Origin of the sequence: Bacillus sp. FSL R9-9530, from assembly GCF_038008145.1 — a bacterium.
Lineage (GTDB): Bacteria > Bacillota > Bacilli > Bacillales > Bacillaceae_G > Bacillus_A > Bacillus_A mycoides.
Genome location: NZ_JBBOYO010000001.1, coordinates 2,260,179 through 2,283,759, shown reverse-complemented (window position 1 = coordinate 2,283,759; position 23,581 = coordinate 2,260,179). Strand labels below are relative to the sequence as shown.

The 23,581-nt window shown below is 37.2% G+C and carries 27 protein-coding genes; 25 read left to right on the top strand and 2 right to left on the bottom strand.

The features are described from left to right. The 9 genes from fdhD to MKX66_RS11275 all read left to right on the top strand — a co-directional run bounded on the left by fdhD (nt 1) and on the right by MKX66_RS11275 (nt 7,678). Nucleotides 1-798, top strand: coding sequence for a formate dehydrogenase accessory sulfurtransferase FdhD (fdhD, locus tag MKX66_RS11315; protein WP_002086466.1), 798 nt, complete (start codon nt 1-3; stop codon nt 796-798). Between the two features lie 20 nt (nt 799-818). Then, entirely contained in the window at nt 819-1,835 is a 1,017-nt protein-coding gene (gene moaA / locus MKX66_RS11310; protein WP_341086200.1) for a GTP 3',8-cyclase MoaA, read from the top strand. A 207-nt stretch (nt 1,836-2,042) separates the two neighbouring features. Next, complete coding sequence (locus MKX66_RS11305; protein ID WP_341086199.1) at nt 2,043-2,837, top strand: formate/nitrite transporter family protein; 795 nt, start codon at nt 2,043-2,045, stop codon at nt 2,835-2,837. A 42-nt stretch (nt 2,838-2,879) separates the two neighbouring features. Next, nucleotides 2,880-3,896, top strand: coding sequence for a molybdopterin-synthase adenylyltransferase MoeB (locus MKX66_RS11300; RefSeq protein ID WP_341086198.1), 1,017 nt, complete (start codon nt 2,880-2,882; stop codon nt 3,894-3,896). Between the two features lie 19 nt (nt 3,897-3,915). Then, nucleotides 3,916-5,229, top strand: a complete 1,314-nt coding sequence (locus tag MKX66_RS11295) for a molybdopterin molybdotransferase MoeA (protein ID WP_341086196.1) — start codon at nt 3,916-3,918, stop codon at nt 5,227-5,229. Then, on the top strand, nt 5,210-5,674 hold the full coding sequence (locus MKX66_RS11290; RefSeq protein WP_256491142.1) for a molybdenum cofactor biosynthesis protein MoaE: 465 nt from the start codon (nt 5,210-5,212) through the stop codon (nt 5,672-5,674). Before MKX66_RS11295 ends, MKX66_RS11290 begins: the two co-directional genes overlap by 20 nt. A 4-nt stretch (nt 5,675-5,678) precedes the next feature. After that, on the top strand, nt 5,679-5,915 hold the full coding sequence (gene moaD / locus MKX66_RS11285) for a molybdopterin converting factor subunit 1 (RefSeq protein ID WP_061688899.1): 237 nt from the start codon (nt 5,679-5,681) through the stop codon (nt 5,913-5,915). A gap of 48 nt (nt 5,916-5,963) precedes the next feature. After that, nucleotides 5,964-6,485 carry a cyclic pyranopterin monophosphate synthase MoaC gene (gene moaC / locus MKX66_RS11280; protein WP_341086191.1) on the top strand — a complete coding sequence of 174 codons (522 nt, stop codon included), beginning with the start codon at nt 5,964-5,966 and terminating at the stop codon, nt 6,483-6,485. Between the two features lie 140 nt (nt 6,486-6,625). Continuing rightward, a complete protein-coding gene (locus MKX66_RS11275) occupies nt 6,626-7,678 on the top strand; it encodes a P-loop NTPase (RefSeq protein ID WP_341086189.1) in 1,053 nt (350 codons plus the stop codon). An 86-nt stretch (nt 7,679-7,764) separates the two neighbouring features. Here the strand turns inward: MKX66_RS11275 and MKX66_RS11270 are convergent, their stop codons facing one another. Beyond that, entirely contained in the window at nt 7,765-8,565 is an 801-nt protein-coding gene (locus MKX66_RS11270) for a flagellin N-terminal helical domain-containing protein (protein ID WP_341086188.1), read from the bottom strand. A gap of 177 nt (nt 8,566-8,742) precedes the next feature. Beyond that, on the bottom strand, nt 8,743-9,888 hold the full coding sequence (locus MKX66_RS11265) for a flagellin N-terminal helical domain-containing protein (protein ID WP_341086186.1): 1,146 nt from the start codon (nt 9,886-9,888) through the stop codon (nt 8,743-8,745). 256 nt (nt 9,889-10,144) lie between these two features. On the opposite strand from MKX66_RS11265, the gene MKX66_RS11260 reads away from it, so the two are divergent. The 16 genes from MKX66_RS11260 (at nt 10,145) to MKX66_RS11185 (ending at nt 23,562) form a co-directional block, all read left to right on the top strand. Further along, nucleotides 10,145-10,936: a lytic transglycosylase domain-containing protein gene (locus tag MKX66_RS11260; RefSeq protein ID WP_002141145.1), complete on the top strand. Its 792-nt coding sequence runs from the start codon at nt 10,145-10,147 to the stop codon at nt 10,934-10,936. A gap of 65 nt (nt 10,937-11,001) precedes the next feature. Continuing rightward, nucleotides 11,002-11,226, top strand: a complete 225-nt coding sequence (locus MKX66_RS11255; RefSeq protein WP_000775712.1) for a flagellar motor switch protein FliN — start codon at nt 11,002-11,004, stop codon at nt 11,224-11,226. Between the two features lie 14 nt (nt 11,227-11,240). Further along, complete coding sequence (gene fliM / locus MKX66_RS11250) at nt 11,241-12,227, top strand: flagellar motor switch protein FliM (protein WP_002141147.1); 987 nt, start codon at nt 11,241-11,243, stop codon at nt 12,225-12,227. Nucleotides 12,228-12,237: 10 nt separating this feature from the next. Further along, nucleotides 12,238-12,597 (top strand): flagellar motor switch protein FliN, encoded by a 360-nt coding sequence (fliN, locus tag MKX66_RS11245; protein ID WP_002141148.1) that lies wholly within the window; start codon nt 12,238-12,240, stop codon nt 12,595-12,597. Nucleotides 12,598-12,609: 12 nt separating this feature from the next. Beyond that, nucleotides 12,610-12,930, top strand: coding sequence for a hypothetical protein (locus MKX66_RS11240; RefSeq protein WP_000121176.1), 321 nt, complete (start codon nt 12,610-12,612; stop codon nt 12,928-12,930). Next, nucleotides 12,927-13,685, top strand: coding sequence for a flagellar type III secretion system pore protein FliP (locus tag MKX66_RS11235; RefSeq protein ID WP_002126633.1), 759 nt, complete (start codon nt 12,927-12,929; stop codon nt 13,683-13,685). Before MKX66_RS11240 ends, MKX66_RS11235 begins: the two co-directional genes overlap by 4 nt. Before the next feature lie 33 nt (nt 13,686-13,718). After that, nucleotides 13,719-13,994, top strand: coding sequence for a flagellar biosynthetic protein FliQ (locus MKX66_RS11230; protein ID WP_002011993.1), 276 nt, complete (start codon nt 13,719-13,721; stop codon nt 13,992-13,994). 15 nt (nt 13,995-14,009) lie between these two features. Continuing rightward, the gene (locus tag MKX66_RS11225) at nt 14,010-14,771 is read left to right on the top strand and encodes a flagellar biosynthetic protein FliR (protein WP_001055697.1); all 762 of its coding nucleotides are present in this window, start codon (nt 14,010-14,012) and stop codon (nt 14,769-14,771) included. 10 nt (nt 14,772-14,781) lie between these two features. Continuing rightward, entirely contained in the window at nt 14,782-15,828 is a 1,047-nt protein-coding gene (gene flhB, locus MKX66_RS11220) for a flagellar type III secretion system protein FlhB (protein ID WP_002141149.1), read from the top strand. Nucleotides 15,829-15,851: 23 nt separating this feature from the next. Next, complete coding sequence (flhA, locus tag MKX66_RS11215; protein WP_113938407.1) at nt 15,852-17,918, top strand: flagellar biosynthesis protein FlhA; 2,067 nt, start codon at nt 15,852-15,854, stop codon at nt 17,916-17,918. A gap of 14 nt (nt 17,919-17,932) precedes the next feature. After that, nucleotides 17,933-19,243 carry a flagellar biosynthesis protein FlhF gene (gene flhF, locus MKX66_RS11210; RefSeq protein ID WP_341086182.1) on the top strand — a complete coding sequence of 437 codons (1,311 nt, stop codon included), beginning with the start codon at nt 17,933-17,935 and terminating at the stop codon, nt 19,241-19,243. 43 nt (nt 19,244-19,286) lie between these two features. Next, nucleotides 19,287-20,060, top strand: a complete 774-nt coding sequence (locus MKX66_RS11205) for a flagellar basal-body rod protein FlgG (protein ID WP_341086180.1) — start codon at nt 19,287-19,289, stop codon at nt 20,058-20,060. A gap of 169 nt (nt 20,061-20,229) precedes the next feature. Continuing rightward, the gene (locus MKX66_RS11200) at nt 20,230-21,528 is read left to right on the top strand and encodes an NtaA/DmoA family FMN-dependent monooxygenase (protein ID WP_341086179.1); all 1,299 of its coding nucleotides are present in this window, start codon (nt 20,230-20,232) and stop codon (nt 21,526-21,528) included. Between the two features lie 177 nt (nt 21,529-21,705). Continuing rightward, nucleotides 21,706-22,542, top strand: a complete 837-nt coding sequence (locus MKX66_RS11195) for a TrmB family transcriptional regulator (RefSeq protein WP_341086178.1) — start codon at nt 21,706-21,708, stop codon at nt 22,540-22,542. Further along, on the top strand, nt 22,532-23,260 hold the full coding sequence (locus tag MKX66_RS11190) for an AzlC family ABC transporter permease (RefSeq protein WP_002126646.1): 729 nt from the start codon (nt 22,532-22,534) through the stop codon (nt 23,258-23,260). The genes MKX66_RS11195 and MKX66_RS11190 overlap by 11 nt, the downstream gene beginning before the upstream one ends. After that, nucleotides 23,251-23,562 (top strand): AzlD domain-containing protein, encoded by a 312-nt coding sequence (locus MKX66_RS11185; protein WP_002086437.1) that lies wholly within the window; start codon nt 23,251-23,253, stop codon nt 23,560-23,562. Before MKX66_RS11190 ends, MKX66_RS11185 begins: the two co-directional genes overlap by 10 nt. Nucleotides 23,563-23,581 lie beyond the last annotated feature (19 nt).

Sequence of the window (23,581 nt, the reverse complement as noted above, 5' to 3'; positions counted from 1 at the left end):
GTGAAATCGATTCAGGTGGAACGGAAAATTTTTAAATATGAGCAAGGGGAATTTAAACATATAGAGGACAGCATTGTAACAGAGTTTCCTGTTACGGTTAAAATTAACGGCCAGGAATTTGTTACAATGGTTAGTACTCCAGAGTATATTGAAGATATGGTAATTGGCTTTTTAGCCTCTGAAGGCATTATCCGAAAGTATGAAGATATTGATGAAATATGGATGCAAGAAAAAGAAGGCTATGTACATGTAAAAACGACGAAAATCAATCCTTATTATCGTGACATACAAAACAAACGTTATATTACTTCGTGTTGTGGAATGAGTAGGCAAGGGTTTGTTTTTGCGAACGATGCGCTGACTGCGAAAGAAATGAATGATATTCGCGTAAAGATCTCTGCCGAGGATTGTTTTCGGTTAATGAATGATATGCAGCAATCTGCGTCTACGTTTCAACATACAGGCGGCGTTCATAATGCAGCTTTATGTAATGTGAGTGGAATTGTTTTAAGCCGCATGGATATAGGAAGACATAACGCTTTAGACAAAATTTACGGATATTGTTTAAAAAATAACATTTCGATTGGTGATAAAATTATTGTTTTTAGTGGACGTATCTCTTCTGAAATTCTATTAAAAGTTGCGAAAATTGGCTGTGAAGTAATATTGTCAAAATCAGCTCCAACTGAGTTAGCATTAGAACTAGCGGAGCAGTTAGGGATTACTACAATAGGCTTCATTCGTAATAAATCTTTAAATGTATATACGCATCCAGAGCGGATTATAAATATAAAATAAGTAGAAACGAGGCAATAATCATGAAATCTGTTACATTAGACAAATTAGATCGTCCTTTAAAGGATTTACGTATTTCTGTTACTGATCGCTGTAATTTTCGCTGTCGATATTGTATGCCAGAAGAAATATTTGGTCGTGATTATTCTTTTTTGTCTAATGATAAAATTTTATCTTTTGATGAAATTGAAAGGATTACACGTATTTTCGTTTCTTTAGGTGTAAGAAAGTTACGTATTACAGGAGGAGAGCCTTTACTTCGAAAAGACTTACCTGAACTCATACAGCGGTTAAACGAAATTGATGGAGTAGAGGATATCGGTTTAACGACAAATGGATCATTACTTAAAAAGTTTGCTCCAGATTTATATAAGGCGGGTTTATCTCGTGTAACAGTTAGTTTAGACTCGTTAAATGAAGAACGATTCTCTTATTTAAATGGGAATAGAAGTAAAGTAAAAACGGTTCTTACGGGAATACAGGCTGCAGCGGAAGCCGGAATGAAAATTAAAATGAACATGGTTGTCCAAAAAGGGAAAAATGAAGAAGACATCGTTCAGATGGCAGAGTACTTTAAAGAGAATAAGCATATCCTTCGATTCATTGAATATATGGATGTCGGAAATTTTAACGGCTGGGAATTAGGTGAAGTAGTTTCTAAGCAGGAAATAGTAGAGATGATTCATAAAGTGATGCCGCTTGAACGTATTGAGGCGAACTATCCTGGTGAAGTTGCAACACGTTATCGTTATGTTGGTAGCGAAGAAGAAATAGGAATTATTTCATCTGTAACGGATTCGTTCTGCTCATCATGTACAAGAGCGCGTATTTCTGCAGAAGGAAAATTGTATACATGTTTGTTTGCTTCTAAAGGAAACGATCTTAAAGAATTACTTCGCTTTGGATATACGGATGAGGAGATTACTAATGTTATTCGTGACATTTGGAGTAATCGTTCAGACCGTTATTCAGACGAACGGTTAAGCAATACGAATAAAAAAGCAATGCCGAAAATTGAAATGTCGCATATCGGTGGCTGAGAAGCTACTAAGAATGTAGATTCTCTTTGTTAACGTAAATAGTGGGAAATGTGCAAGTTTTGTACACTTTCTATGAGTATAGTAAAAATGATGATTGATATTTCTGTAAGAGATATGCAGAGAGATTAAGCAGCATTCAAAAATCCTTACGATGTTAAGGGTTTTTGGTGCTGCTTTTTTTAGATGAGAAAAATGGAGGAATTGGTTATGGCATTTCATAAACCGGAACAAATTGCTGCGCTTGTGATTGAATCCGGTGTTCAAAAGGTGGAGCAACCGCTATCAGCGATGCTTATTCTTGGTTTTTTAGGAGGAGCATTCATTTCATTAGGATTTTTACTTAATATTCGTGTTCTAGGTAATGTACCGGAGCAGTGGGGAAGTTTAGTCAATTTTATAGGAGGAGCGGTTTTTCCTATTGGACTTATGCTCGTTGTTTTAGCAGGAGGAGAATTAATTACGGGAAATATGATGTCGATGGCCATGGCACTGTATGCACGGAAAATTTCATTGAAACATGTGTTAAACAATTGGGCGTGGATCACTTTAACGAACTTCGCAGGTGCACTTTTCGTAGCGTATTGTTTCGGTCACCTTGGCGGGTTAACTGAAGGTGCGTATTTAAATAAGACGATAGCGATAGCTCAAGATAAATTACATGAATCTTTCGGGAGAACTTTAATTTTGGCAATTGGCTGTAACTGGCTCGTTTGCCTTGCAATTTGGTTAGCGTATGGAACGAACGATTTAATCGGAAAGATTGTTGGGATTTGGATTCCGATTATGGCGTTTGTCGTAATTGGGTTTCAGCAAGTAGTAGCAAATATGTTTGTCATTTCAGCAGTTATTTTTGCTGGTCACCTTACGTGGATGGATCTTGCGAAAAACTTTGTGCCAGTCTTTATCGGAAATGTAATTGGCGGAGCTGGATTTGTTGGATTCGCTTATTTTTCTTGTTATCAGAAACAAAGTGCTACCGAAGAAGATGTATTGAAAAAATAACAGTATTTGAAGCTGATTTTTACATGAAAGGAAGGTTACCTCATGATAGAGCGGTATTCACGACAACAGCTGTTCACTCCTATTGGAAAAGAAGGGCAAGAGAAGATTAGAAATAAGCATGTATTAATAATAGGGGCAGGTGCGTTAGGAAGTGCAAGTGCAGAGGCGTTTGTACGTGCAGGTATCGGGAAATTAACGATTATTGATCGCGATTACGTAGAATGGAGCAATTTACAGCGGCAACAACTTTACGCTGAACAAGATGCGATAGAAAAATTGCCAAAAGCAATCGCAGCGCAGAATCGTCTCAAACAAATTAATTCAGACGTGCAAATTCAGGCGCTAGTAATAGATGCAAGAGTAGATAATATGGAAGCTTTATTAGGTGGTGTCGATGTCATTATTGATGCCACAGATAATTTCGATATTCGGTTTGTAATCAATGATATATCACAAAAACATAATATCCCTTGGATTTACGGTTCTTGTGTCGGAAGTTATGGCATGAGCTATACAATTATTCCGAAGAAAACACCGTGCTTACATTGTGTACTGAAAAGTGTTCCTGTCACAGGGGCGACGTGTGACACAGTTGGAATTATTAGTCCAGCTGTTCAAATCGTTGCAGCGTACCAAGTGGCAGAAGTTTTCAAAATTTTAGTAGAAGATTACGCAGCAATTAGAAAAACTTTTTTAATGTTTGATATATGGAGTAATCAATATCATTCTATCAAACTAGGGAAAATCAAATCGGAAGACTGTCCTTCGTGCGGAACAAATAGAACTTATCCTTATTTATCATACGAAAAGCAAACGAAGACAGCTGTGTTATGTGGAAGAAATACAGTTCAAATTAGACCAGCGCATAATAGACATTACAACTTTGATGAGTTAGAAAAAGTATTAAAGAATCACGGGAAAGTTGATCGGAATCCGTATTTGCTCTCTTGCCAATTAGAAGAGTATCGCATCGTCATTTTTCATGATGGTCGTGTATTTATTCATGGCACGAATGAAATTCAAAAAGCAAAACAACTATACTATCGGCTATTAGGCTAATAGAAAGGGATTGGTAATGATGGAAAGAAGGGTACCGATTACAGTTGAAGAGGCTGTTCGTAAAGTGATGGAATTTGCTAATTGTGGTGTAAAAGAACTAGTACCACTGGAATTAGCATATGGGCGTACGTTAGCAGAAGATTTAGTGGCGGATCACGATGTGCCTTCTTTCAATCGCTCGCCATATGATGGATTTGCTATTAGGGCAGAAGATACTTCGCGAGCAAGTCGTGAGAATCCGATCGTATTTGAAGTAATTGGTGAAATTGGAGCAGGTTCCGTATTTCCTACAGAAGTAGGAGCGTTTCAAGCAGTTCGAATTATGACAGGGGCACAAATTCCGAAAGGATGTAACGCGGTCGTCATGCTAGAACTGACTCGTCATCGTCAATATGAGAATATCGGAAAAAGCTATATGGAAGTGAGACGCTCATTTAAAGAAGGGGACAATATATCCTTTCAAGGTGAAGACGCACGTAAAGGAACCGTTCTCGCAAAAAGGGGTTGCTACATTAATCCAGGTATTTCTGCTCTTCTTGCTACATTCGGTTATAGTGAAGTGCCAGTAGCGAAAAAGCACATAATTGGACTATTAGCGACTGGGAGTGAACTTCTCGATGTAAATGCAGAACTACAACCTGGGAAAATTCGAAATAGTAATACGCATATGATATCGTCTCAAATTCGAAGAGCAGGTGGAAGAGTAAAATACTTTGGGAAGTTTAGCGACGATTTGAATACGTGCTACGAAGCAGTGAAAAAAGTGTTAAGCGAAGTGGATATGTTAATTACAACTGGTGGTGTTTCGGTAGGCGACTATGACTATTTGCCAGCTATATACGAAAGGTTAGGCGCATCAGTTCTTTTTAATAAAGTAGCCATGCGGCCGGGTAGCGTCACGACTGTAGCGCAATTAAACGGAAAATTATTATTTGGATTATCAGGTAATCCATCTGCTTGCTACGTAGGCTTTGAATTATTCGTAAAACCTAGCATTCGTGCGTATATGTTTAGCGAAAAACCACATGTAAAACGAGAAAAAGCAATGCTCGGAGAAGATTTTCTAAAACCGAATCCATTTACAAGATTTGTACGAGGTAAGCTTCAGTATAACGAAGGACAACTAATCGCTTATCCATCAGGATTTGATAAATCTAGTTCCGTTTCTTCATTAGCAGAATCAAACGTTTTTATCGTCTTACAGGGCGGAACGAGAGGATATAAGAAAGGGATGTTTGTAGATATTCTTTTATTAGAAGATAACGAAGGTAGTGAATGGCCTTGGACATTCCGTAAAGTGGGGAGAGGTTTTGATGGGACAAGCACGATTTGAAATTGTCGATAATCCGATTGTAGTTGAAGAAGTAACGAATAAAGTAGCAAGACGAGAAGCAGGAGCAATTACAACTTTTATTGGAACAGTAAGGGAATTAACGAAAGGAAAACGAACGTTACATCTTGAGTATGAAGCATATAAACCGATGGCGGTAAAAAAGCTTACTGCAATTGGAGAAGAAATTAAGAAAAAGTGGCCGGATGCGAAAATAGCAATCACACACCGAGTAGGACGATTAGAAATAATGGATATCGCAGTTGTTATTGCAGTATCGTCACCACATCGTAAAGTAGCGTACGAAGCGAATGAATACGCAATTGAACGTATAAAGAGAATTGTCCCAATTTGGAAAAAAGAATTTTGGGAAGATGGAACGGAGTGGATAGGAGATCAACTTGAAAATACTCCGTATCCAGAAGGAAAGCCAGAGAAAGAAGAATGAGAGAATGATAACAATTTTACTGTTCGCAAATTTACGAGAAGAAGTCGGCTCAGAGAGATTAGTAATAATAGAAAAACGAGAGATGAACGTTCATCAATTGAAAAAATGGTTGAAAGAAAACTATCACTTACAGACGCTAGAAAAAGTTATGGTAGCAATCAATGAAGAATTTGTAACGGACGAAGATATTGCAAAAGCCGGAGATACTGTCGCGTTTATCCCAGCTGTAAGCGGAGGGTAATTTTTTCTATTCGAGTATTAAATCTTTCATACGTTAAGGAGGATCATTATGAGTGAATTTTCGCACTGGAATGAAGAGGGCAGAGCCAAAATGGTTGATATTTTTCAAAAGGATATTTCAACACGCACAGCTGTTGCGCAAAGTACGATTTCTTTATCAAATGAATTATTTGAGGCAATTCAAAGTGGTGGATTGAAAAAAGGAGACCCGCTCCAAGTAGCGCAAGTTGCTGGCATAATCGGTGCTAAAAAAACAGCGGATATAATCCCGATGTGTCACCCGATATTAATACAAGGAACAGACTTTACGTTTCATTATGAAAAGACAACTGATGGGTATGAGTTAATCATACGAGCGACAGTAAAGTGTAGTGGGAAAACAGGTGTAGAAATGGAAGCATTAACTGCCGTATCGATTGCCGCCCTTACTTTTTACGATATGTGCAAAGCGGTTGATAAAACGATGGTTATGAAAGAAACATATTTAGTTCAAAAAACGGGTGGGAAAAGCGGAGACTTTTTTCATCACACATTAACGGGCAGTAAGACTCCCACCTCAAAATTCGGCTGAAGCAAAGAAGTTAGGTGGGAGTCTTACTGCCCGTAAAAGCCCGATTGGTTCAACTAATAATCAGTGGGGGATGGACAAAAACCCCCACTGATTAAAGTTTCACTTTATAACGTGAAATAATTACAATGGAAGGAATGTGTATGATGATTACTCACGAACAGATTATAAATGCTTTAAGCCATGTAGAAGATCCAGAATTACACAAAAGTATTGTGGAATTAAACATGGTAAGAAATATACAAATTGATGGTACAGAAGTTGGGCTAGAAGTAGTTTTAACGATACAAGGTTGTCCGTTGAAAGCAAAAATTCAACAAGATATTGAAGAATCTCTTCGAAATATTGGGGCATCAAAAGTTTCTTTAACATTCGGTTCTATGACACCAGAAGAACGCGCGGTATTAACAGCGTCTTTAAAGAAAGAAGCTAGAACAGAAACAGGAATGCCTAGTATGCTGCGACCTGATTCAGGTGTGCGTTTTATTACTATAACGAGCGGAAAAGGAGGAGTTGGTAAATCAACTGTGACGATTAACCTTGCTACTGCGTTAGCTCGTATGGGGAAAAAGGTTGGGATTTTAGATGCAGATATATACGGATTCAGTATCCCAGCTATGATGGAAACGAATGAAAAACCAACAATGATCGATCAAACAGCAATTCCAGTCGTTAGTCACGGTGTTAAAATTATGTCGATGGGATTCTTCACAGAAGGAAACAACCCAGTTATGTGGCGCGGACCGATGTTAAACAAATGGATTCAAAACTTCCTTGCGAATACGCACTGGGGAGAATTAGACTATCTTCTTCTAGATTTACCACCTGGAACAGGAGACGTTGCGATAGATGTCGCAGCGATGATTCCACAGGCGAAAGAAATTATCGTTACGACACCTCATAACGTAGCTTCATTTGTCGCATCTAGAGTAGGAGTAATGGCAAAACATACGAAACACGACATTTTAGGTATCGTTGAAAACATGGCATATTACGAAGAACAAGACGGCTCAAGAAACTATCTCTTCGGAAAAGGCGGGGGCGAAATGCTAGCAGAACAACTGAAAACAGAAGTAATTGCCCAAGTACCTTTTGCGAAACGTGAAGAAAATAATGATTCATGTGTATATGATGAAGATTCACTCGTTGGGGAGATATTTACTTCTTTGGCGGAGGATCTAATTTATAACGGATAGGTTGATAGAAAAGTGGGATGCATAGCACGTATGTATCCCGCTTTTTATTTTTTATAGAGTTATTTCAATAGTTTTAAAGGTTATATTTAAGATTGTAGTAATTTCGAAACCATTTGCGGAATTTGATTTGCTTGTGAAACCATACTAAGTGCAACTTCAGTTAACAATTTAAACTTTAAGAAGTCACTCATCTCTTGCGCCATATCCGCATCCTCAATTCGAGAAGCAGCATCTGTTAACGCCATACTTTGGCTATTTAAATTTTCAATATTAAATTGTAAACGATTCATCATAGCACCGAGGTCGGCACGATGAAGTGATACACTTTGCAAAGCCTCTTCAATTTTACGAATCGCCGCTTTTGCTTCTTGTTCTGTTGAAATCTTGATGTCATGTTGTGTAGGGGAAGGGGGAATATGTTTCGCGATATCTATCGTATGACCGATATCGTCTAACGTAATAGGACGGTTTTGTCCGTCAAATACAGATAAATCGTTAAACTCAGTCGTCTCACCGATATAGCCAATTTGTTCTGTTAAAGATTGAAACTCTTTATTCAGCGAATCACGGTTTTTATTTAAATTTGTACCGTTCGCAGATTGAACAGATAAATCACGCATACGCTGTAAAATATTCGTAACAGTTTGAAGGGCAGCTTCGGCTGTACGAAGCATCGATATCGCATCCTCATTATTACGAATCGCCACACGCATACCACTTGCTCTCGCATGCATACGAGTTACAATCGCAATATTAGCGGGATTATCAGAAGCATTATTTAATTTCTTACCAGTCGCCAAATGCTCCATCGCAACATTCATACGTTTCTCATTCTCATACAACGACTGCCTAGCATTCAAGCTCAAAATATTCGTACCAATACGCATAATAGACACTCCTTATTTATATATGGTCTTAATGCCCAAAAACGGTTATGAAAAGAAAAGGGACCTATGCTCTCCTCCACCTAAAAAAAGAAAGGTTTTACAAATAATTCATCTATATAGAAAAAATGAACCTCTCCGCAAGCAGAGAGGTTCATTCATGAAGCTAAATCAAATGGCTTATTGTAATAATTTAGAAACCATTTGTGGAGTTTGGTTTGCTTGAGAAAGCATGCTGATACCAGCTTCGTTCAAGATTTTGAACTTAGTCATTTCAGACATTTCTTTCGCCATGTCAGCGTCTTCGATTTGAGAAGCAGCTGAAGCCATAGAAGAAGATTGGCTCTTCAGGTTGTTTACGTTAAAGTCAAGACGGTTTAATGTAGCACCTAGAGTTGCACGATTAGATGCGATACTTTCTAATGCAGCATCAATTGATGCAATTGCACTAGAAGCATTTGATACATTTTTTGAATAAGTTTGATCTTTAGCAATTGTAGTAGCTAAATCAGATGTAAGGGCATCACCGATTGCTTTTGCGTTAGCAAGACTTTGATCACCATCAAATTTTGTTAATGCTTTTTCAATATTTGTTACTTCTGTAGAACCCATAAAGCCTTTTACTTTATCAAAGGCCGCTCTAAAGTCTTGAACGTCTGTTTTAGCAGCAGTTAAATCACCTGTAGCAACATTTAACGCTTTTAGTGTTCCGGCTTTAGTCTTTGCTGTAGCATTTGCAGTACCAACTGCTAGCATATCATCAGCTGTGATAGTGAATGTTTTAGAAGAACTTCCTTCAATACTTAACGTATCAAGTTTTAGTTCTTTCGTAGAAACATTGGATAATTGAATATCAATTTGTTTGTTTGTATCAGCATTGTCAAGTGTTTGAATTGCGATAGATTTTTTAGAACCATCTAATAATTTTTGATCGTTAAATTCAGTGTTTTTAGAAATGTAATCAATTTGATCTTTTAATGCAGCAAATTCTTTATCTAATGCTGATTGGTTTTTATCTGTGTTCGTACCATTCGCAGATTGGTTAGAGATGTCACGCATACGAAGTAAGATGTTAGATACTGAGTTCATTGCTGAGTCAGCTGTACGGATTAATGACATACCGTCTTGAGTGTTGTTAGCAGCTACTCCTAGTCCGCTTTCACGAGCACGCATACGAGTTGCGATTGCAAGACCTGCTGCATCGTCAGAAGCGTTGTTGATACGTTTACCGCTTGATAAACGGTCCATAGCGTTGCTCATTTTTGCTTGGTTTTGGCGCATGTACTCTTGAGTACGCATGCTGTTAATATTTGTATTGATTCTCATGTTAAGAACCCCCATTTTTTTATATTGACTTTTCTGCAAATTGAAAAACGGTAATATGCGAAAAAATCGATTTCGAGATTTATTGTAATCCTTGCTACAACGGGTGTCAACTAAAAATTCGAATTAATGAATATAAAAAAATAACAGTTTAACAATCTATTCATTTTTTTATTAAAATATTATTAAAAGGATTATTGCAAACTTTTTAAAAAAACTCTAATATTAGATTATCTTTGTTTACCGAAAAGGTGATATTATGGTAGTTGGAAATATAGTAAAAGAAGTTCTTGCATATAAAAAAGGACAAATTCAGCAAAAGTTAAGTAGTCCGCAGGCGTTCGTTAGTAGTCGTTTTCAAGATCAATTGCAGAGTGAACCTGCGAAGGAGACGAAGGTTACTCCGCAAACGGCAAAAGTAGAGGATATGAGTCAGCCGGTACAATCTACGAAAATAGAAACGGTTGTTAATAAACCGGAAGAATCTATTAATAGAGTAGAGGAAGCGAGTAAGCCTGAGGAGACGGAGAAAGCTGAAACGAAGAAAGTAGATGAAGTGCAAGTTGCACAAAAAGAGTTTGAACGACGTTTCCCCGAAACGAAAAATGAGCCTGCTGATACGTGGGGATTAACGAATAAATATAATATTCAGAAAATACGTTCTTCAAATGAAGGTAAGTATGAGGATATTATTGATCGCGTAAGCAATACATATGGAATTCCGAAAACGTTAATTCAAAAAATGATTGAAGTAGAGTCTAATTTTAATCCGAAAACGGTGTCACATGCAGGGGCGATGGGGCTGATGCAGCTTATGCCAGCGAATGTGAAAGAGATGGGTGTAAAAAATCCATTTTCACCAGCTGAAAGTATTGAGGGCGGTGTGAAAGAGTTAAGCGGTTATTTAAAGAAAAATAACGGTGATCTCGTATTGGCACTTGCTTCTTATAATGCTGGTCCTGGTAATGTGAGAAAGTACGGAGGCGTACCACCATTTAAAGAAACGCAAGGATATATTAAAAAAATATTAAATATCGACGTTTCGAAATAGAAAATTTCATTACATAAATAGAGAACATGAAATTTTTGTGAACATGATATGGGAGTTGGCTAGATTTGAAATTACAAGATGATATTCCGTTAACAATTTATTTTGAAATCGGAAATACGAAAAAGAAAATTGAAGATCTGCTTCATATTACGAAAGGTACATTGTATCGTCTTGAAAATTCAACGAAAAATACGGTGCGTCTTATGCTTGAGAATGAAGAGATTGGAACCGGAAAGATTTTGACGAAGAATGGGAAAATGTACGTTGAAATCGTTGAATTGAAAAGGTAGGGAAGGGGATTGTCATGAGTGGCGAAAAATTAAGCCAAGAGCAAATTGATGCCCTGCTGAAGGCGGTAAATGAAGGCGAGGAAATGCCAGCTTTCGCACAAGAAGCAGGGAAGCAAGATAAATTTCAAGAGTATGATTTTAATAGACCGGAGAAGTTTGGTGTTGAGCATTTACGTAGTTTGCAGGCAATTGCGTCTACGTTTGGAAAGCAGACGTCGCAGACGTTGTCAGCGCGTATGCGTATTCCGATTGAACTCGAGCCTTCGACTGTTGAGCAAGTTCCATTTACGAGTGAGTATGTAGAGAAAATGCCGAAAGATTATTATTTATATTGCGTTATTGATCTCGGTTTACCAGAGCTTGGAGAAATTGTTATTGAGATTGATTTAGCGTTCGTCATTTATATTCATGAATGCTGGCTTGGCGGAGATAGTAAGCGTAACTTTACGATGCGCAGACCGCTAACAGCGTTTGAGTTTTTAACGCTTGATAATATATTCTTGCTTCTTTGTAAAAATTTAGAGCAATCATTTGAAAGCGTTGTTGCGATTGAACCGAAGTTTGTAACGACGGAGACAGATCCGAATGCGCTTAAGATTACGACGGCGAGCGATATTATTTCATTACTGAATGTAAATATGAAAACAGAGTTTTGGAATACGACGGTTCGTATTGGAATTCCGTTCTTATCTGTTGAAGAAATTATGGATAAGTTAACGTCTGAAAATATTGTCGAACATTCTTCGGATAAGCGTAAAAAGTATACGTCTGAAGTAGAAGTGAAAGTAAATCAAGTGTACAAACCTGTTCACGTTGCGATTGGTGAGCAAAAGATGACGATTGGTGAGATTGAGAAAATTGAAGAAGGCGATATTATTCCGCTTCATACGAAAGTTTCAGATCAACTACGTGGTTATGTAGATGGGAAACATAAATTTAATTGTTTTATTGGGAAAGATGGAACGCGTAAGGCGCTCCTATTTAAAAGTTTTATAGAGTAGGAGGATCCATATGAAGCATGAAGTATCTCCTGTGTCATTAATGGGATTAGAAGAATTTGCAGGGAAGCGAAATGAAGTAGGTAAAGCGCATATTGATACCGTTTCGGATATTTCGATTGAACTTGGTGTAAAGCTTGGGAAGTCATCGATTCAGCTTGGCGATGTGAAACAATTAAAAGTTGGCGATGTTCTTGAAGTAGAGAAAAATTTAGGACATAAAGTAGATGTATATTTAAGTGATATGAAAGTCGGTATTGGTGAGGCAATAGTAATGGACGAGAAGTTTGGCATTATTATTTCTGAAATTGAAGCTGACAAGAAACACGCGGCGCTTATGAAGGCGCAAAATCAAATGCAGGATAAAGAGTAGAGGAGGAGTCATATGTCGTATATGACGACCTTATTTCAAGTCGTTTTACTGTTTGGTGCGCTCGGTTATGGTGCATATTATATGACGAAAAAGACGCGCAAACAGCAGTTTTTTAAGCAAGGTGAAAACGGCCATATTCAAGTGAAAGATGGTGTTTATTTAAATCATCAAACGAGCGCCTTTTTATTTGAAGTGGACGGGAAGCAAGTGTTTACTGTTATTAGTAATAATGGTGTGCAGTCTGTGCAATTAACAGGAACAGGAAATCAGTTTCAACAAGCGCTAGAAGACGCGGTGAAGAGTGAAACGAAAAAAGTAGAGGATCCATCATGAGAATAAAGAAACAGTTATCGTTATTTGCCGTTATTTTCGCATTTTCTATAATTTTTTCATTTGTTTTTGTAAATCCAGCGTATGCAGCCCCGAACGGTTTTATTAATTTCGAAAATGGAAAAGAGTTTACGAGTAATTCAAGTGTACAACTATTCGCGCTCGTTACCCTTCTATCATTATCTTCTTCTATCGTTCTATTATTTACGCATTTTACGTATTTTATGATTGTTCTTGGGATTACTCGTCAAGGGCTTGGGGTAATGAATTTACCACCGAACCAAGTGCTAGTTGGGCTCGCTTTATTTTTATCGCTATTTACGATGCAGCCAGTACTTGGTCAGTTAAAGAGTGACGTGTGGGACCCGATGACGAAAGAAAAAATAACAGTAAGTCAAGCTGCGGAGACGACAGCTCCGATTATGAAAGATTATATGTCGAAGCATACGTATAAGCACGATTTGAAAATGATGCTGAAAGTGCGCGGAGAAGAGTTGCCGAAAGATTTAAAGGATCTTTCATTGTTTACGCTTGTGCCATCCTTTACGTTAACGCAAATTCAAAAAGGTTTACTTACAGGGATGTTCATTTATTTAGCGTTTGTCTTTATTGATTTAATTATTAGTACACTTTTAATGTACCTTGGGATGATGATGGTACCGCCGATGATTTTAAGTTTACCATTTAAAATACTCGTTTTCGTATATTTAGGTGGATATACAAAAATCGTCGATATTATGTTTAAAACAGTCGCCTGAAGTGTTTGATGCTATGTGATAGGAGTCATATAAATGAATACGTCACCAATTATAGATATTTTCCAAACCTTTTTTTATAAAGGGGTTATGATTTTAATGCCGATTGCCGTTGTAAGTATGATTGTCGTTATTATTATCGCCGTTATTATGGCGATGATGCAAATTCAAGAGCAAACGCTGACGTTTTTACCGAAAATGGCGAGTATTGTGCTCGTTATTATCATTTTAGGTCCGTGGATGTTTCAAGAATTAACGATGCTCATTTTAGATTTATTTGATAAAATCCCATCGCTATTGCGTTCGTACTAAGATAGGTGAACTGAAATGAATATGGAATTATGGGCGGCGACGTTTTTTGCGTTTTGTCGCATTACTTCATTTTTATATTTTCTACCGTTTTTCTCAGGCCGATCAATTCCGGCGATGGCAAAGGTTACATTTGGACTCGCTCTTTCGATTACAGTGGCAGATCAAGTGGATGTCTCTCACATAAAGACAGTTTGGGATGTAGCAGCTTATGCAGGAACGCAAATTGTAATTGGATTATCACTTTCAAAAATTGTAGAGATGCTGTGGAACATTCCAAAAATGGCAGGGCATATTTTAGACTTTGATATCGGTTTATCGCAGGCGAGTTTATTTGATGTAAATGCAGGGTCACAGTCTACTTTACTATCAACAATTTTTGATATATTTTTTCTTATTATTTTTATTTCACTGGGCGGCATTAACTATTTCGTTGCCACGATTTTAAAGTCGTTTCAATATACAGAGGCGATTTCAAAATTGTTGACGACTAGTTTTTTAGATAGTCTACTCGCAACGTTATTATTTGCAATTACATCAGCGGTTGAAATTGCTTTGCCACTTATGGGCAGTCTATTCATTATTAATTTCGTCCTTATTTTAATTGCAAAAAATGCACCACAATTAAACGTTTTTATGAATGCGTACGTAATTAAAATAACGTGTGGTATTTTGTTTATTGCGATGAGTGTACCGATGCTCGGTTATGTGTTTAAAAATATGACAGACGTATTACTGGAAGAGTATACGAAACTATTTAACTTTTTCTTAACGAAGTAGGGGGACGCGCATGGCAAAGGATAATAAAACAGAAAAGGCCACCCCGCAGAAGCGTAAAAAATCGCGTGAAGAAGGGAATATCGCCCGGAGTAAAGATTTAAATAATTTATTTTCCATTCTTGTATTAGCAGTTGTCGTTTACTTTTTCGGAGATTGGCTCGGTTATGAAATCGCACATTCCGTAGCGGTACTGTTTAATCAAATTGGAAAAAATACAGATTCGACCGAGTATTTTTATTTAATGGGCATATTACTTCTGAAAGTATCGGCTCCTATATTAATACTTGTATATGCTTTTCATTTGTTCAATTATATGATTCAAGTTGGTTTCTTATTTTCTTCTAAAGTACTTAAGCCGAAAGCATCACGTATTAATCCGAAAAACTATTTTACGAGATTGTTTAGTCGTAAAAGTTTAGTAGATATTTTGAAATCACTATTTTATATGGGATTAATCGGTTACGTTTCGTACGTTCTCTTTAAAAAGAATTTAGAGAAGATTGTTAGTATGATTGGATTTAACTGGACAGCGTCACTTACTGAAATTATTAGCCAAATTAAATTTATCTTTTTAGCCATTTTAATTATTTTAATCATTCTTTCTATTATTGATTTCATTTATCAAAAATGGGAGTACGAACAAGATATTAAGATGAAAAAAGAAGAAGTGAAAAGGGAGCATAAAGATAATGAAGGGGACCCGCAAGTAAAGGGGAAACGAAAAAACTTTATGCATGCCATCTTGCAAGGGACAATTGCGAAGAAGATGGATGGCGCAACGTTTATTGTGAACAACCCGACGCACATTTCAGTTGTGCTTCGTTACAATAAACAAGTTGATGCAGCGCCTATTGTCGTTGCAAAAGGGGAAGATGAGCTCGCATTATATATACGAACGCTTGCCCGTGAACAAGAAATACCAATGGTAGAGAACCGTCCGCTCGCTCGTTCTTTATATTATCAAGTCGAGGAAGATGAGACGATTCCAGAAGATTTATATGTAGCTGTAATTGAAGTTATGCGTTATTTAATTCAAACGAAAGAACTTGAAGTATAATAGCGCGTTTGGAGGGGATCTCTTTGTTTAAGATGGATTCTGCAAGAACCTATTTTTCTATCTTTTTAGCAGCGTCATTCGTTGTGGCGCTCTTAATTCCACTTCCACCATTTATACTTGATATCGTTATCGTTTTTCTACTAAGTATGTCAGTGCTTATTTATATGCGAGCTACAAGTATTAACGAGTGGGATGAATTAAAGTCATTTCCGACGATGTTGTTATTAATCGGGATTTTCCGCGTATCGATTAACGTTTCGACGACGCGAGCGATTTTAACAGACGGAAATGCGGGTCATGTTATTGAAGAGTTCGGCCAGTTCGTAATTGGCGGGAACTTATTAATTGGTATCGTTATTTTTATAGTATTAATCATATTCCAGTTTATCGTTGCAAACGGTGCGTCTCGTACAGCTGAAGTAGCAGCTCGTTTTACACTTGATTCTTTACCAGGGAAACAAATGTCTATCGATGCTGACTTGAATCAGCGTCTTATTACAGAAAAAGATGCACAGGCGAAACGAAAAAAATTAAATATGGAAACAGAGTTTTACGGAGCGATGGATGGTGCCGGAAAGTTCATTAAAGGGGACGTTATTTTCGGGATTGTCATTTTATTCGTAAACATTATTTTCGGTTTAATTGTCGGTATGATGCAGCAAGGAATGAGCTTTGCAGATGCGGCTATTCACTATACACAGTTAACTGTCGGTGACGGAATTGTAAACCAAATCGGTTCGTTAATGCTTGCGATTTCAACAGGTATTATCGTAACGCGTGTATTTGACGGTTCAGCAGATACAGTAACTGAAGGAATCTTTAAAGAGTTATTAGCGCATGAAGTTGTTGTATATGCGCTTGGTGGTTTATTTATCGCAATGGGTGTTTTTACCCCGCTACCATTTTTACCATTTGCTCTCGTTGGTGGAACAATTATCTTCTTAGGAATTCGCAATAAAAAGCGAATAAAGAAAGAAAAAGAAGACGAGCTTCAAAAAGAATTAGAAATGATTCAAGGCGAGGATGAGCAATTACAGCAAGTGGAAGATTCATTCGGAGTCTTTACAGATAAATATCCAATTATCGTAGAGCTCGGTTTAGATTTAGCGGCACTTGTAAAGCAGAAAATTAACGGGGAAACAGCTCGTGATAAAGTTGTTCTAATGAGGAAGTCGATTATTACCGACCTTGGTATTAACGTTCCTGGAATTAACTTTAAAGATAATACGAGCTTTAGACCACGCGGACGTTACATTATTCGTATTAAAGGTGCGAAGGCGGCTGAAGGTGTTTTAAAATCAGGTTATTTATTAGCACTGAAAACACCGAACGTAATGGCTGATTTAGATGCAGAGCCAGCGAAAGATCCAATTTTCGGCGAAGATGGATATTGGATTTTGGAGCATATGGTACAAGATGCACAAATGAAAGGCTATCAAGTGTTAGAGCCACTCAGCATATTAATTACGCATTTAGATGTTGTCGTTAGACGTAATCTTCATGAGTTAATTCAGCGTCAACATGTGAAAGACTTGATTCACTCGCTTGAAACTGATAATGGCGTTTTATTAGAAGAGATTAAGAAGAAAGAAATTGATTTATCACTCGTGCAAAATGTTATTAAACAACTGCTAAAAGAAGGAATTTCAATTCGTGATTTACCGACAATTATTGAAGGTATTATTGACGGGAAAGAAATTTATCAAAACCATGTTGATGGTGTCACTGCATTTGTTCGTGAATGTATTTCAAAAGTTATTTGTGAGAGTGCGAAAAATCCTGATGGGAAAATTTATGCAGCGCTTTTCGCTGATTCAATCGAGTTAGATGCGGATGTTGTTAATAATTCATACCAAGGCTATTTATTAAACTGGGATTTAGATTTAGAAACGCGAGTAGTAGAGCAAGTACAACGCGTTTTCAAACAAGCTCGTTTAATGGGAAGAGAGCCAGTATTATTAACACGCAGAAAAGATTTCAGGTTTGCGATTGTGAGACTTCTTGAACGTTATCAAATAGAAGCTAAAGTATTATGTATTAGTGAATTGGCACCAGAAATTGTTGTAGATCAAATTGCTTATATTGAATAGTAGGAGGTGAAGTAATGGAAAGTACAGAAAAAAAAGAAGCGTTAATGCGAATAAAAGCAGCTTCGAAAAATGAATTGTATCGAAAGTTATTTGACCAATATGGTACAGATTATTACTACGTTGTCGATGAAAGTGTAAAACGAAACATCCCGTTTTTTTGGAAGAAGAATTATGAAATGTTAGTCGCTTTTCCTGAAGATAAACAGGATGAAAATAGCGAAGGAACAACTCAATTTCATGAACAATTAATGGATGTTGTAAATGAACCTTCAGAAGAAATTGTGAAGGCAAATGGAATTCAATCGGTACTGCACAATTTAGAAAACGTAACGACTTCTATGCCGTACGCAGCGATGCAAACAGGAAATAGTGAAGAATGGGCAAGAAAAAAAGAGAAACTATTACAACTGTTTGAAAAAGGGATTGTCGTTGTGAAACATACGGAGGCGACGAAAGTAACGAAAAAACAGCCTGCTGTGAAACAAGCTGTTCCTGTAAAGAAAGAAGAAGTAGTTGTTAAAAAAGAAAAGCAGGAATCTGTGCCATTTATTATTCAAAAAGTAATTCGGATGTTAGAACAAAACGATGTGGAACAATATTTCATTCATGCATATGCTGAAAAATTAAAAGTGAAGTTTGAGAATGCAACGATGATTACAGAAGAGGAAGTCATCGGATACATATTGGAAGATATGAGATCTCATTTCAATACTGAAAACGTATTTGAAAAAGAAGTACAAACGATTGCATTAATAGGTCCAACTGGCGTTGGAAAAACGACGACACTTGCGAAAATGGCATGGCAGTTTCACGCTAAGAGAAAAACAGTTGGTTTTATTACGACGGACCACTCTCGCATTGGAACAGTGCAGCAATTACAAGATTACGTAAAAACAATTGGGTCAGAAGTAATCGCTGTGCGAGATGAAGCAGCTATGACAAGGGCACTCAGTTATTTTAAAGAAGAAGCGCGCGTCGATTATATATTAATAGATACAGCCGGGAAGAATTATCGTACGTCAGAAACGGTTGAAGAAATGATTGAGACGATGGGACAAGTAGAGCCAGATTATATTTGTTTAACATTATCAGCTTCTATGAAAAGTAAAGACATGATTGAAATCATTACGAACTTTAAAGATATTCATATTGATGGTATCGTGTTTACGAAATTTGATGAAACAGCGAGCAGCGGTGAATTGTTGAAAATTCCAGCTGTATCATCAGCTCCAATTGTATTAATGACAGATGGACAAGACGTGAAGCAACATATACATATCGCTACAGCTGAACATTTAGCAAAACAAATGTTACAAACATCGTAAGAAAAGAGGTGAAGAATAAGGCGCTTGCCTTATTCAAATGAGTATGAACGGTCTTTATATAGGCTCTATGGGTATGATGAATTACATGCAGCATATTAATGTTCATTCAAATAACGTTGCAAATGCCCAAACGACAGGATTTAAAGCAGAAAACATGACTTCTAAAGTATTTGATGTGCAAGACACATATCGCCGCGGTGACGGTGCGATGACAAATATCGGTTCGGTTGATTACGCTGTCGTACCAGCTGCAACACATGTGAACTTAGTACAAGGAAATGTACAAATTACAAATAGTGCTACAGATTTCTTTTTAGACGACGGTGCGGCTGGCACATCATCATTTTTCGTTACATCTAAAAATGATGAAACATTTTTAACGAGAGACGGTAGTTTTACATTAAATAGTGATCGTTATTTACAAACAGCATCTGGTGCTTTCGTAATGGGTGAGAATAATGAACGTATTCGTATTCCAGAAGGAGCAAAGGTAGCTGTACAAGCAGACGGTACATTATACGATGAAGTAACACAAAATAATATTGGCCGCTTGCAAACGAAAACAGTAGATGCAGAAACGAATGCTCGCCTTGTGCAACGAGAAAATAAAAGTTTTACACTAGCAGAAGGTAACCTCGCTGATTTACCGAACGGAACAGGAATAGTAAAAAATCATATGCTAGAAAATTCAAATGTGGATATGACGAAAGAGATGGCTGACCTTATGTCGAGTCAAAAAATGATTCAAGCATCGCAACGTATTATGACTTCATTTGATAAAATTTATGAAAAAGAAGCAAATGAAATATTGAGATAAAGGACTCCCATTAGCGGGAGTCTTTTTTGTTATTGCATTTATTTCAGTAACATCATAAAATGATATTGATAATCATTATCATTTTATGTGTTGTAAAAAATACAAGATGTGATGGTCGCATCACTTGTTTAACTAGGTGAATTAAAAACTAAGGGGAAGGTGTGTACATATGTCTACAAAAAAACAGCTTTGTATTGGACTATGTTTGATTTCTAGAAAGAAAGAACAAGAGAATGAGTTTGATTCGGGAATTGATGAGCAAGTAGAGTTAGCGAAGCAAGCAGAAAAATCGAAGTTAGATTTTGTTTTTAAAGCGGATTATTTAGTGGCACATCCAGATTTAATTGCACGTAATAAGGGGAATGTAATTTTAGATCCAACATTACTTTTTACTGCAATTGCTTATGCGACAGAAAAGATTGGAGTGGTTACGACCGCTTCAACATCATTTTATCCACCATATATACTAGCGAGGCAACTACAATCTTTAAATTGGATTAGTAACGGCCGAGTAGGTTGGAACATTGTCACATCAATTGATGGTGCTGAAAACTTTGGTGAGACAGGGATGCGACCATCTGAGGAACGATACGCGAAAGCGGCAGAATGTACAGAGTTAGTAAGAAAACTTTGGAGGAGTCATCCTTATGAAGTTTTGAAAGAAGACAACGCAGATGTAATTAGAGAGATGGTACAGCCAATTGAGCATCGTAGTGAGCATTTTGAGGTGAAAGGTCCACTTAATATCCCGCAACATATTTCTGGGGAAATGCCTTTATTTCAAGCTGGTGCTTCAGAGTCTGGCCGGAATTTCGCTGCTTCTGTTGCGGATGCGATTTTTGCCGCAATGCCAGATGTAGAATCAGGAATCGAACTTCGTCAAGATTTAAGAAGAAGAGCAGAAAAGCATGGCCGAAAGCAAGAGGATATACGTGTATTGCCAGGTTTATATTTCTTTATTGGTGATTCATATGAAGAAGCACTAGAAATGCACAGGCAAGCTCATCAACACCTTACAAAAGAGAAGAGGTACGCTTTACTCGAAATGGTTCTCGGATTAGACGTTAGAGGGCTTCCATTAGAAAGTAAGGTTACTGAACATATGCTACCAAGTAGAAATCAAGCTGTACGTAGTAAAACACATGCCGAATTATTACGGAATTTCATCATGAAAAATGAACCAACTGTTGAGCAAATACTAGAACGACCAGAAGTTGTTGGTTCTGCTCATTGGGTCGCTATTGGCACACCACAAGACGTTTTCAAACAAATTATGGAAAGGTTTGAAGCAGGAGCACTAGATGGATTTATTGCAATTCCAGGCGGTCCTCCAAAATCATTGGATTTATTCTTTAGTGAAGTCATTCCTTTATTCGTGAGAGCAGGTGTATTTCGAGAAGAGTATACAGGTTCAACCTTACGTGAGCATTTGGAGGGTAATATATCAAATGCTCTACAGTTGAAATAATTCATTATGCACAAAAAGCCTTTCAAAAGAAGGCTTTTTATTTCGAATAAAAATTCGGAATTATCAGTTGACTTGTAGAGGCTTCTTTTTTATATTAGTAGGTATAGCAATAACTACTAATGGAAAGTGAAATCGTAGTTTTGAAATTAGAGCTATATAAATTGTGAGGGGTTACCGATGGATGAAATAATAAAGGAGTTACAAAAGTTAGGTTTTTCCCAGTACGAATGTAAAGCGTATATTGGACTATTAAAACATTATCCAGTAACAGGTTATGAAGTTAGTAAACAAACAGGCGTACCTCGTTCGATGATTTATGAAGTACTTGGCAAGTTGATGGATAAAGGAGCGGTGCATATCGTTCCTTCTGAACCAGTGAAATATGTACCAGTGCCAGCTACGGAATTAATGGATCGAATGCGAAAAGATTTTGAAAAGTCCTTTGAATTTCTAAACCGAAAATTAAATTGTTTAGAACAAGAGCGACAAATTGATGTAATTTCGCATATTCGCTCAAATGATCGTGTTTTGAAAGAAATATGCAATATAATTAATAGAGCAAAAGAAGAGTTATGGATTTCTGTATGGGAAGATCAAGTGCAAGAGATTGAGCCATTCATTCATCAAAAGGAAGCGGAAGGCGTACGTATTTTTTCAATTTTATTTGGTGCTCCAGAAACAAAAATAGGAGCGACATTTCACCATAATTATATGACACCTCACGTCGTTGAAAAGAGAATGGGTGGTCATTTAACTGTTATCGCGCGTGATGGGGAAGAAGTATTAATTGCTAACTTTTCAAATGATAGCACTTCATGGGCCGTTACAACGTACGATCCAGCTTTAGTTCTCGTCGCTACAGAATATGTTCGGCACGACATTATGGTGGAAGAGATTACGAAGGAGTTTGGAGCTGATAAATTAGATACATTATGGCGTGAAAACATAGATTTAGTTCATGTCGTAACAGGAAAACGTACTATAGAAGAAATGGAGGGAGATAATGGTGAATAAAGCTCAAGCACATATGACACTGCAGAGCGATGATTCATTTCAGCAAGGTGTAAAGGATTGTTTACCAACTGTATTTGGATATTTGAGCATCGGTATAGCGGCTGGTGTTATTGCGAAAACAGCAGGTTTCTCGATCATAGAAATTGCTTTTATGTCCACATTAATTTACGCAGGTTCTGCTCAGTTTATATTAGCAGGTATGTATGCAGCGGGTGCCCCAGCCTCGGCAATTATTTTTACTGTGTTCTTTGTTAATTTACGTCACTTATTAATGAGTGCTGCACTCGCACCTTACTTTACCAAGATACCTCTTTTTAAAAATTTAATAATTGGTTCGCAAATTACAGATGAAACTTTCGGCGTTGCAGTGCAACAAGCAGCACAAAAAGGCCATTTAGGCGAGAAATGGATGATGGGACTTAATGTAACAGCATATTTAAATTGGATTTTAGCTACAGTTCTCGGAGGGCTTTTTGGAGAGTGGATACCAGATCCTCATACGTACGGAATGGATTATGCGTTACCAGCGATGTTTATCGGATTATTTGTACTTCAGCTAATAAGTAGTAAACCGAAACTAGCCATTCATCTAAGTGTTGCAATTGTAGCGATTATTATCGCATACGTTTCACACTTATTTATGCCAGATAGTATAGCAGTTATTATCGCAACACTTTTAGCTGCGACAATCGGGGTGGTGATTGAAAAATGGAAGTAAGATTGGACGTATTATTCCTTTTACTAGCAGCCGGAGCTGTCACACTCGTACCACGTATTTTACCTCTTCTCGTATTTAGTAAACTACAAATTCCAGACTGGGGTTTAAAATGGTTAAATTACATACCAATTGCGATATTAGCAGCACTTTTAGCACAAGTATTATTTATGCATGAGACAGTGCAGTGGGATTATATCATTGCGGCAATCCCAACATTCTTCGTAGCGATATATACTCGTAGTTTATTAGGAACAGTATTAACAGGAGTCATTGTAATTATTTTGTTACGTTTATTTTTCTAAAAAGGATTCAGCTCATATA

Excerpts from the sequence above, each read along its gene's own strand:
- moaA (WP_341086200.1), top strand. The coding sequence starts at position 819 with ATGAAATCTGTTACATTAGACAAATTAGATCGTCCTTTAAAGGATTTA.
- MKX66_RS11305 (WP_341086199.1), top strand. The coding sequence starts at position 2,043 with ATGGCATTTCATAAACCGGAACAAATTGCTGCGCTTGTGATTGAATCC.
- MKX66_RS11300 (WP_341086198.1), top strand. The coding sequence starts at position 2,880 with ATGATAGAGCGGTATTCACGACAACAGCTGTTCACTCCTATTGGAAAA.
- MKX66_RS11295 (WP_341086196.1), top strand. The coding sequence starts at position 3,916 with ATGGAAAGAAGGGTACCGATTACAGTTGAAGAGGCTGTTCGTAAAGTG.
- MKX66_RS11290 (WP_256491142.1), top strand. The coding sequence starts at position 5,210 with ATGGGACAAGCACGATTTGAAATTGTCGATAATCCGATTGTAGTTGAA.
- moaD (WP_061688899.1), top strand. The coding sequence starts at position 5,679 with ATGATAACAATTTTACTGTTCGCAAATTTACGAGAAGAAGTCGGCTCA.
- moaC (WP_341086191.1), top strand. The coding sequence starts at position 5,964 with ATGAGTGAATTTTCGCACTGGAATGAAGAGGGCAGAGCCAAAATGGTT.
- MKX66_RS11275 (WP_341086189.1), top strand. The coding sequence starts at position 6,626 with ATGATGATTACTCACGAACAGATTATAAATGCTTTAAGCCATGTAGAA.
- MKX66_RS11270 (WP_341086188.1), bottom strand. The coding sequence starts at position 8,565 with ATGCGTATTGGTACGAATATTTTGAGCTTGAATGCTAGGCAGTCGTTG.
- MKX66_RS11265 (WP_341086186.1), bottom strand. The coding sequence starts at position 9,888 with ATGAGAATCAATACAAATATTAACAGCATGCGTACTCAAGAGTACATG.
- MKX66_RS11260 (WP_002141145.1), top strand. The coding sequence starts at position 10,145 with ATGGTAGTTGGAAATATAGTAAAAGAAGTTCTTGCATATAAAAAAGGA.
- fliM (WP_002141147.1), top strand. The coding sequence starts at position 11,241 with ATGAGTGGCGAAAAATTAAGCCAAGAGCAAATTGATGCCCTGCTGAAG.
- fliN (WP_002141148.1), top strand. The coding sequence starts at position 12,238 with ATGAAGCATGAAGTATCTCCTGTGTCATTAATGGGATTAGAAGAATTT.
- MKX66_RS11240 (WP_000121176.1), top strand. The coding sequence starts at position 12,610 with ATGTCGTATATGACGACCTTATTTCAAGTCGTTTTACTGTTTGGTGCG.
- MKX66_RS11235 (WP_002126633.1), top strand. The coding sequence starts at position 12,927 with ATGAGAATAAAGAAACAGTTATCGTTATTTGCCGTTATTTTCGCATTT.
- MKX66_RS11230 (WP_002011993.1), top strand. The coding sequence starts at position 13,719 with ATGAATACGTCACCAATTATAGATATTTTCCAAACCTTTTTTTATAAA.
- MKX66_RS11225 (WP_001055697.1), top strand. The coding sequence starts at position 14,010 with ATGAATATGGAATTATGGGCGGCGACGTTTTTTGCGTTTTGTCGCATT.
- flhB (WP_002141149.1), top strand. The coding sequence starts at position 14,782 with ATGGCAAAGGATAATAAAACAGAAAAGGCCACCCCGCAGAAGCGTAAA.
- flhF (WP_341086182.1), top strand. The coding sequence starts at position 17,933 with ATGGAAAGTACAGAAAAAAAAGAAGCGTTAATGCGAATAAAAGCAGCT.
- MKX66_RS11205 (WP_341086180.1), top strand. The coding sequence starts at position 19,287 with ATGAACGGTCTTTATATAGGCTCTATGGGTATGATGAATTACATGCAG.
- MKX66_RS11200 (WP_341086179.1), top strand. The coding sequence starts at position 20,230 with ATGTCTACAAAAAAACAGCTTTGTATTGGACTATGTTTGATTTCTAGA.
- MKX66_RS11195 (WP_341086178.1), top strand. The coding sequence starts at position 21,706 with ATGGATGAAATAATAAAGGAGTTACAAAAGTTAGGTTTTTCCCAGTAC.
- MKX66_RS11190 (WP_002126646.1), top strand. The coding sequence starts at position 22,532 with ATGGTGAATAAAGCTCAAGCACATATGACACTGCAGAGCGATGATTCA.
- MKX66_RS11185 (WP_002086437.1), top strand. The coding sequence starts at position 23,251 with ATGGAAGTAAGATTGGACGTATTATTCCTTTTACTAGCAGCCGGAGCT.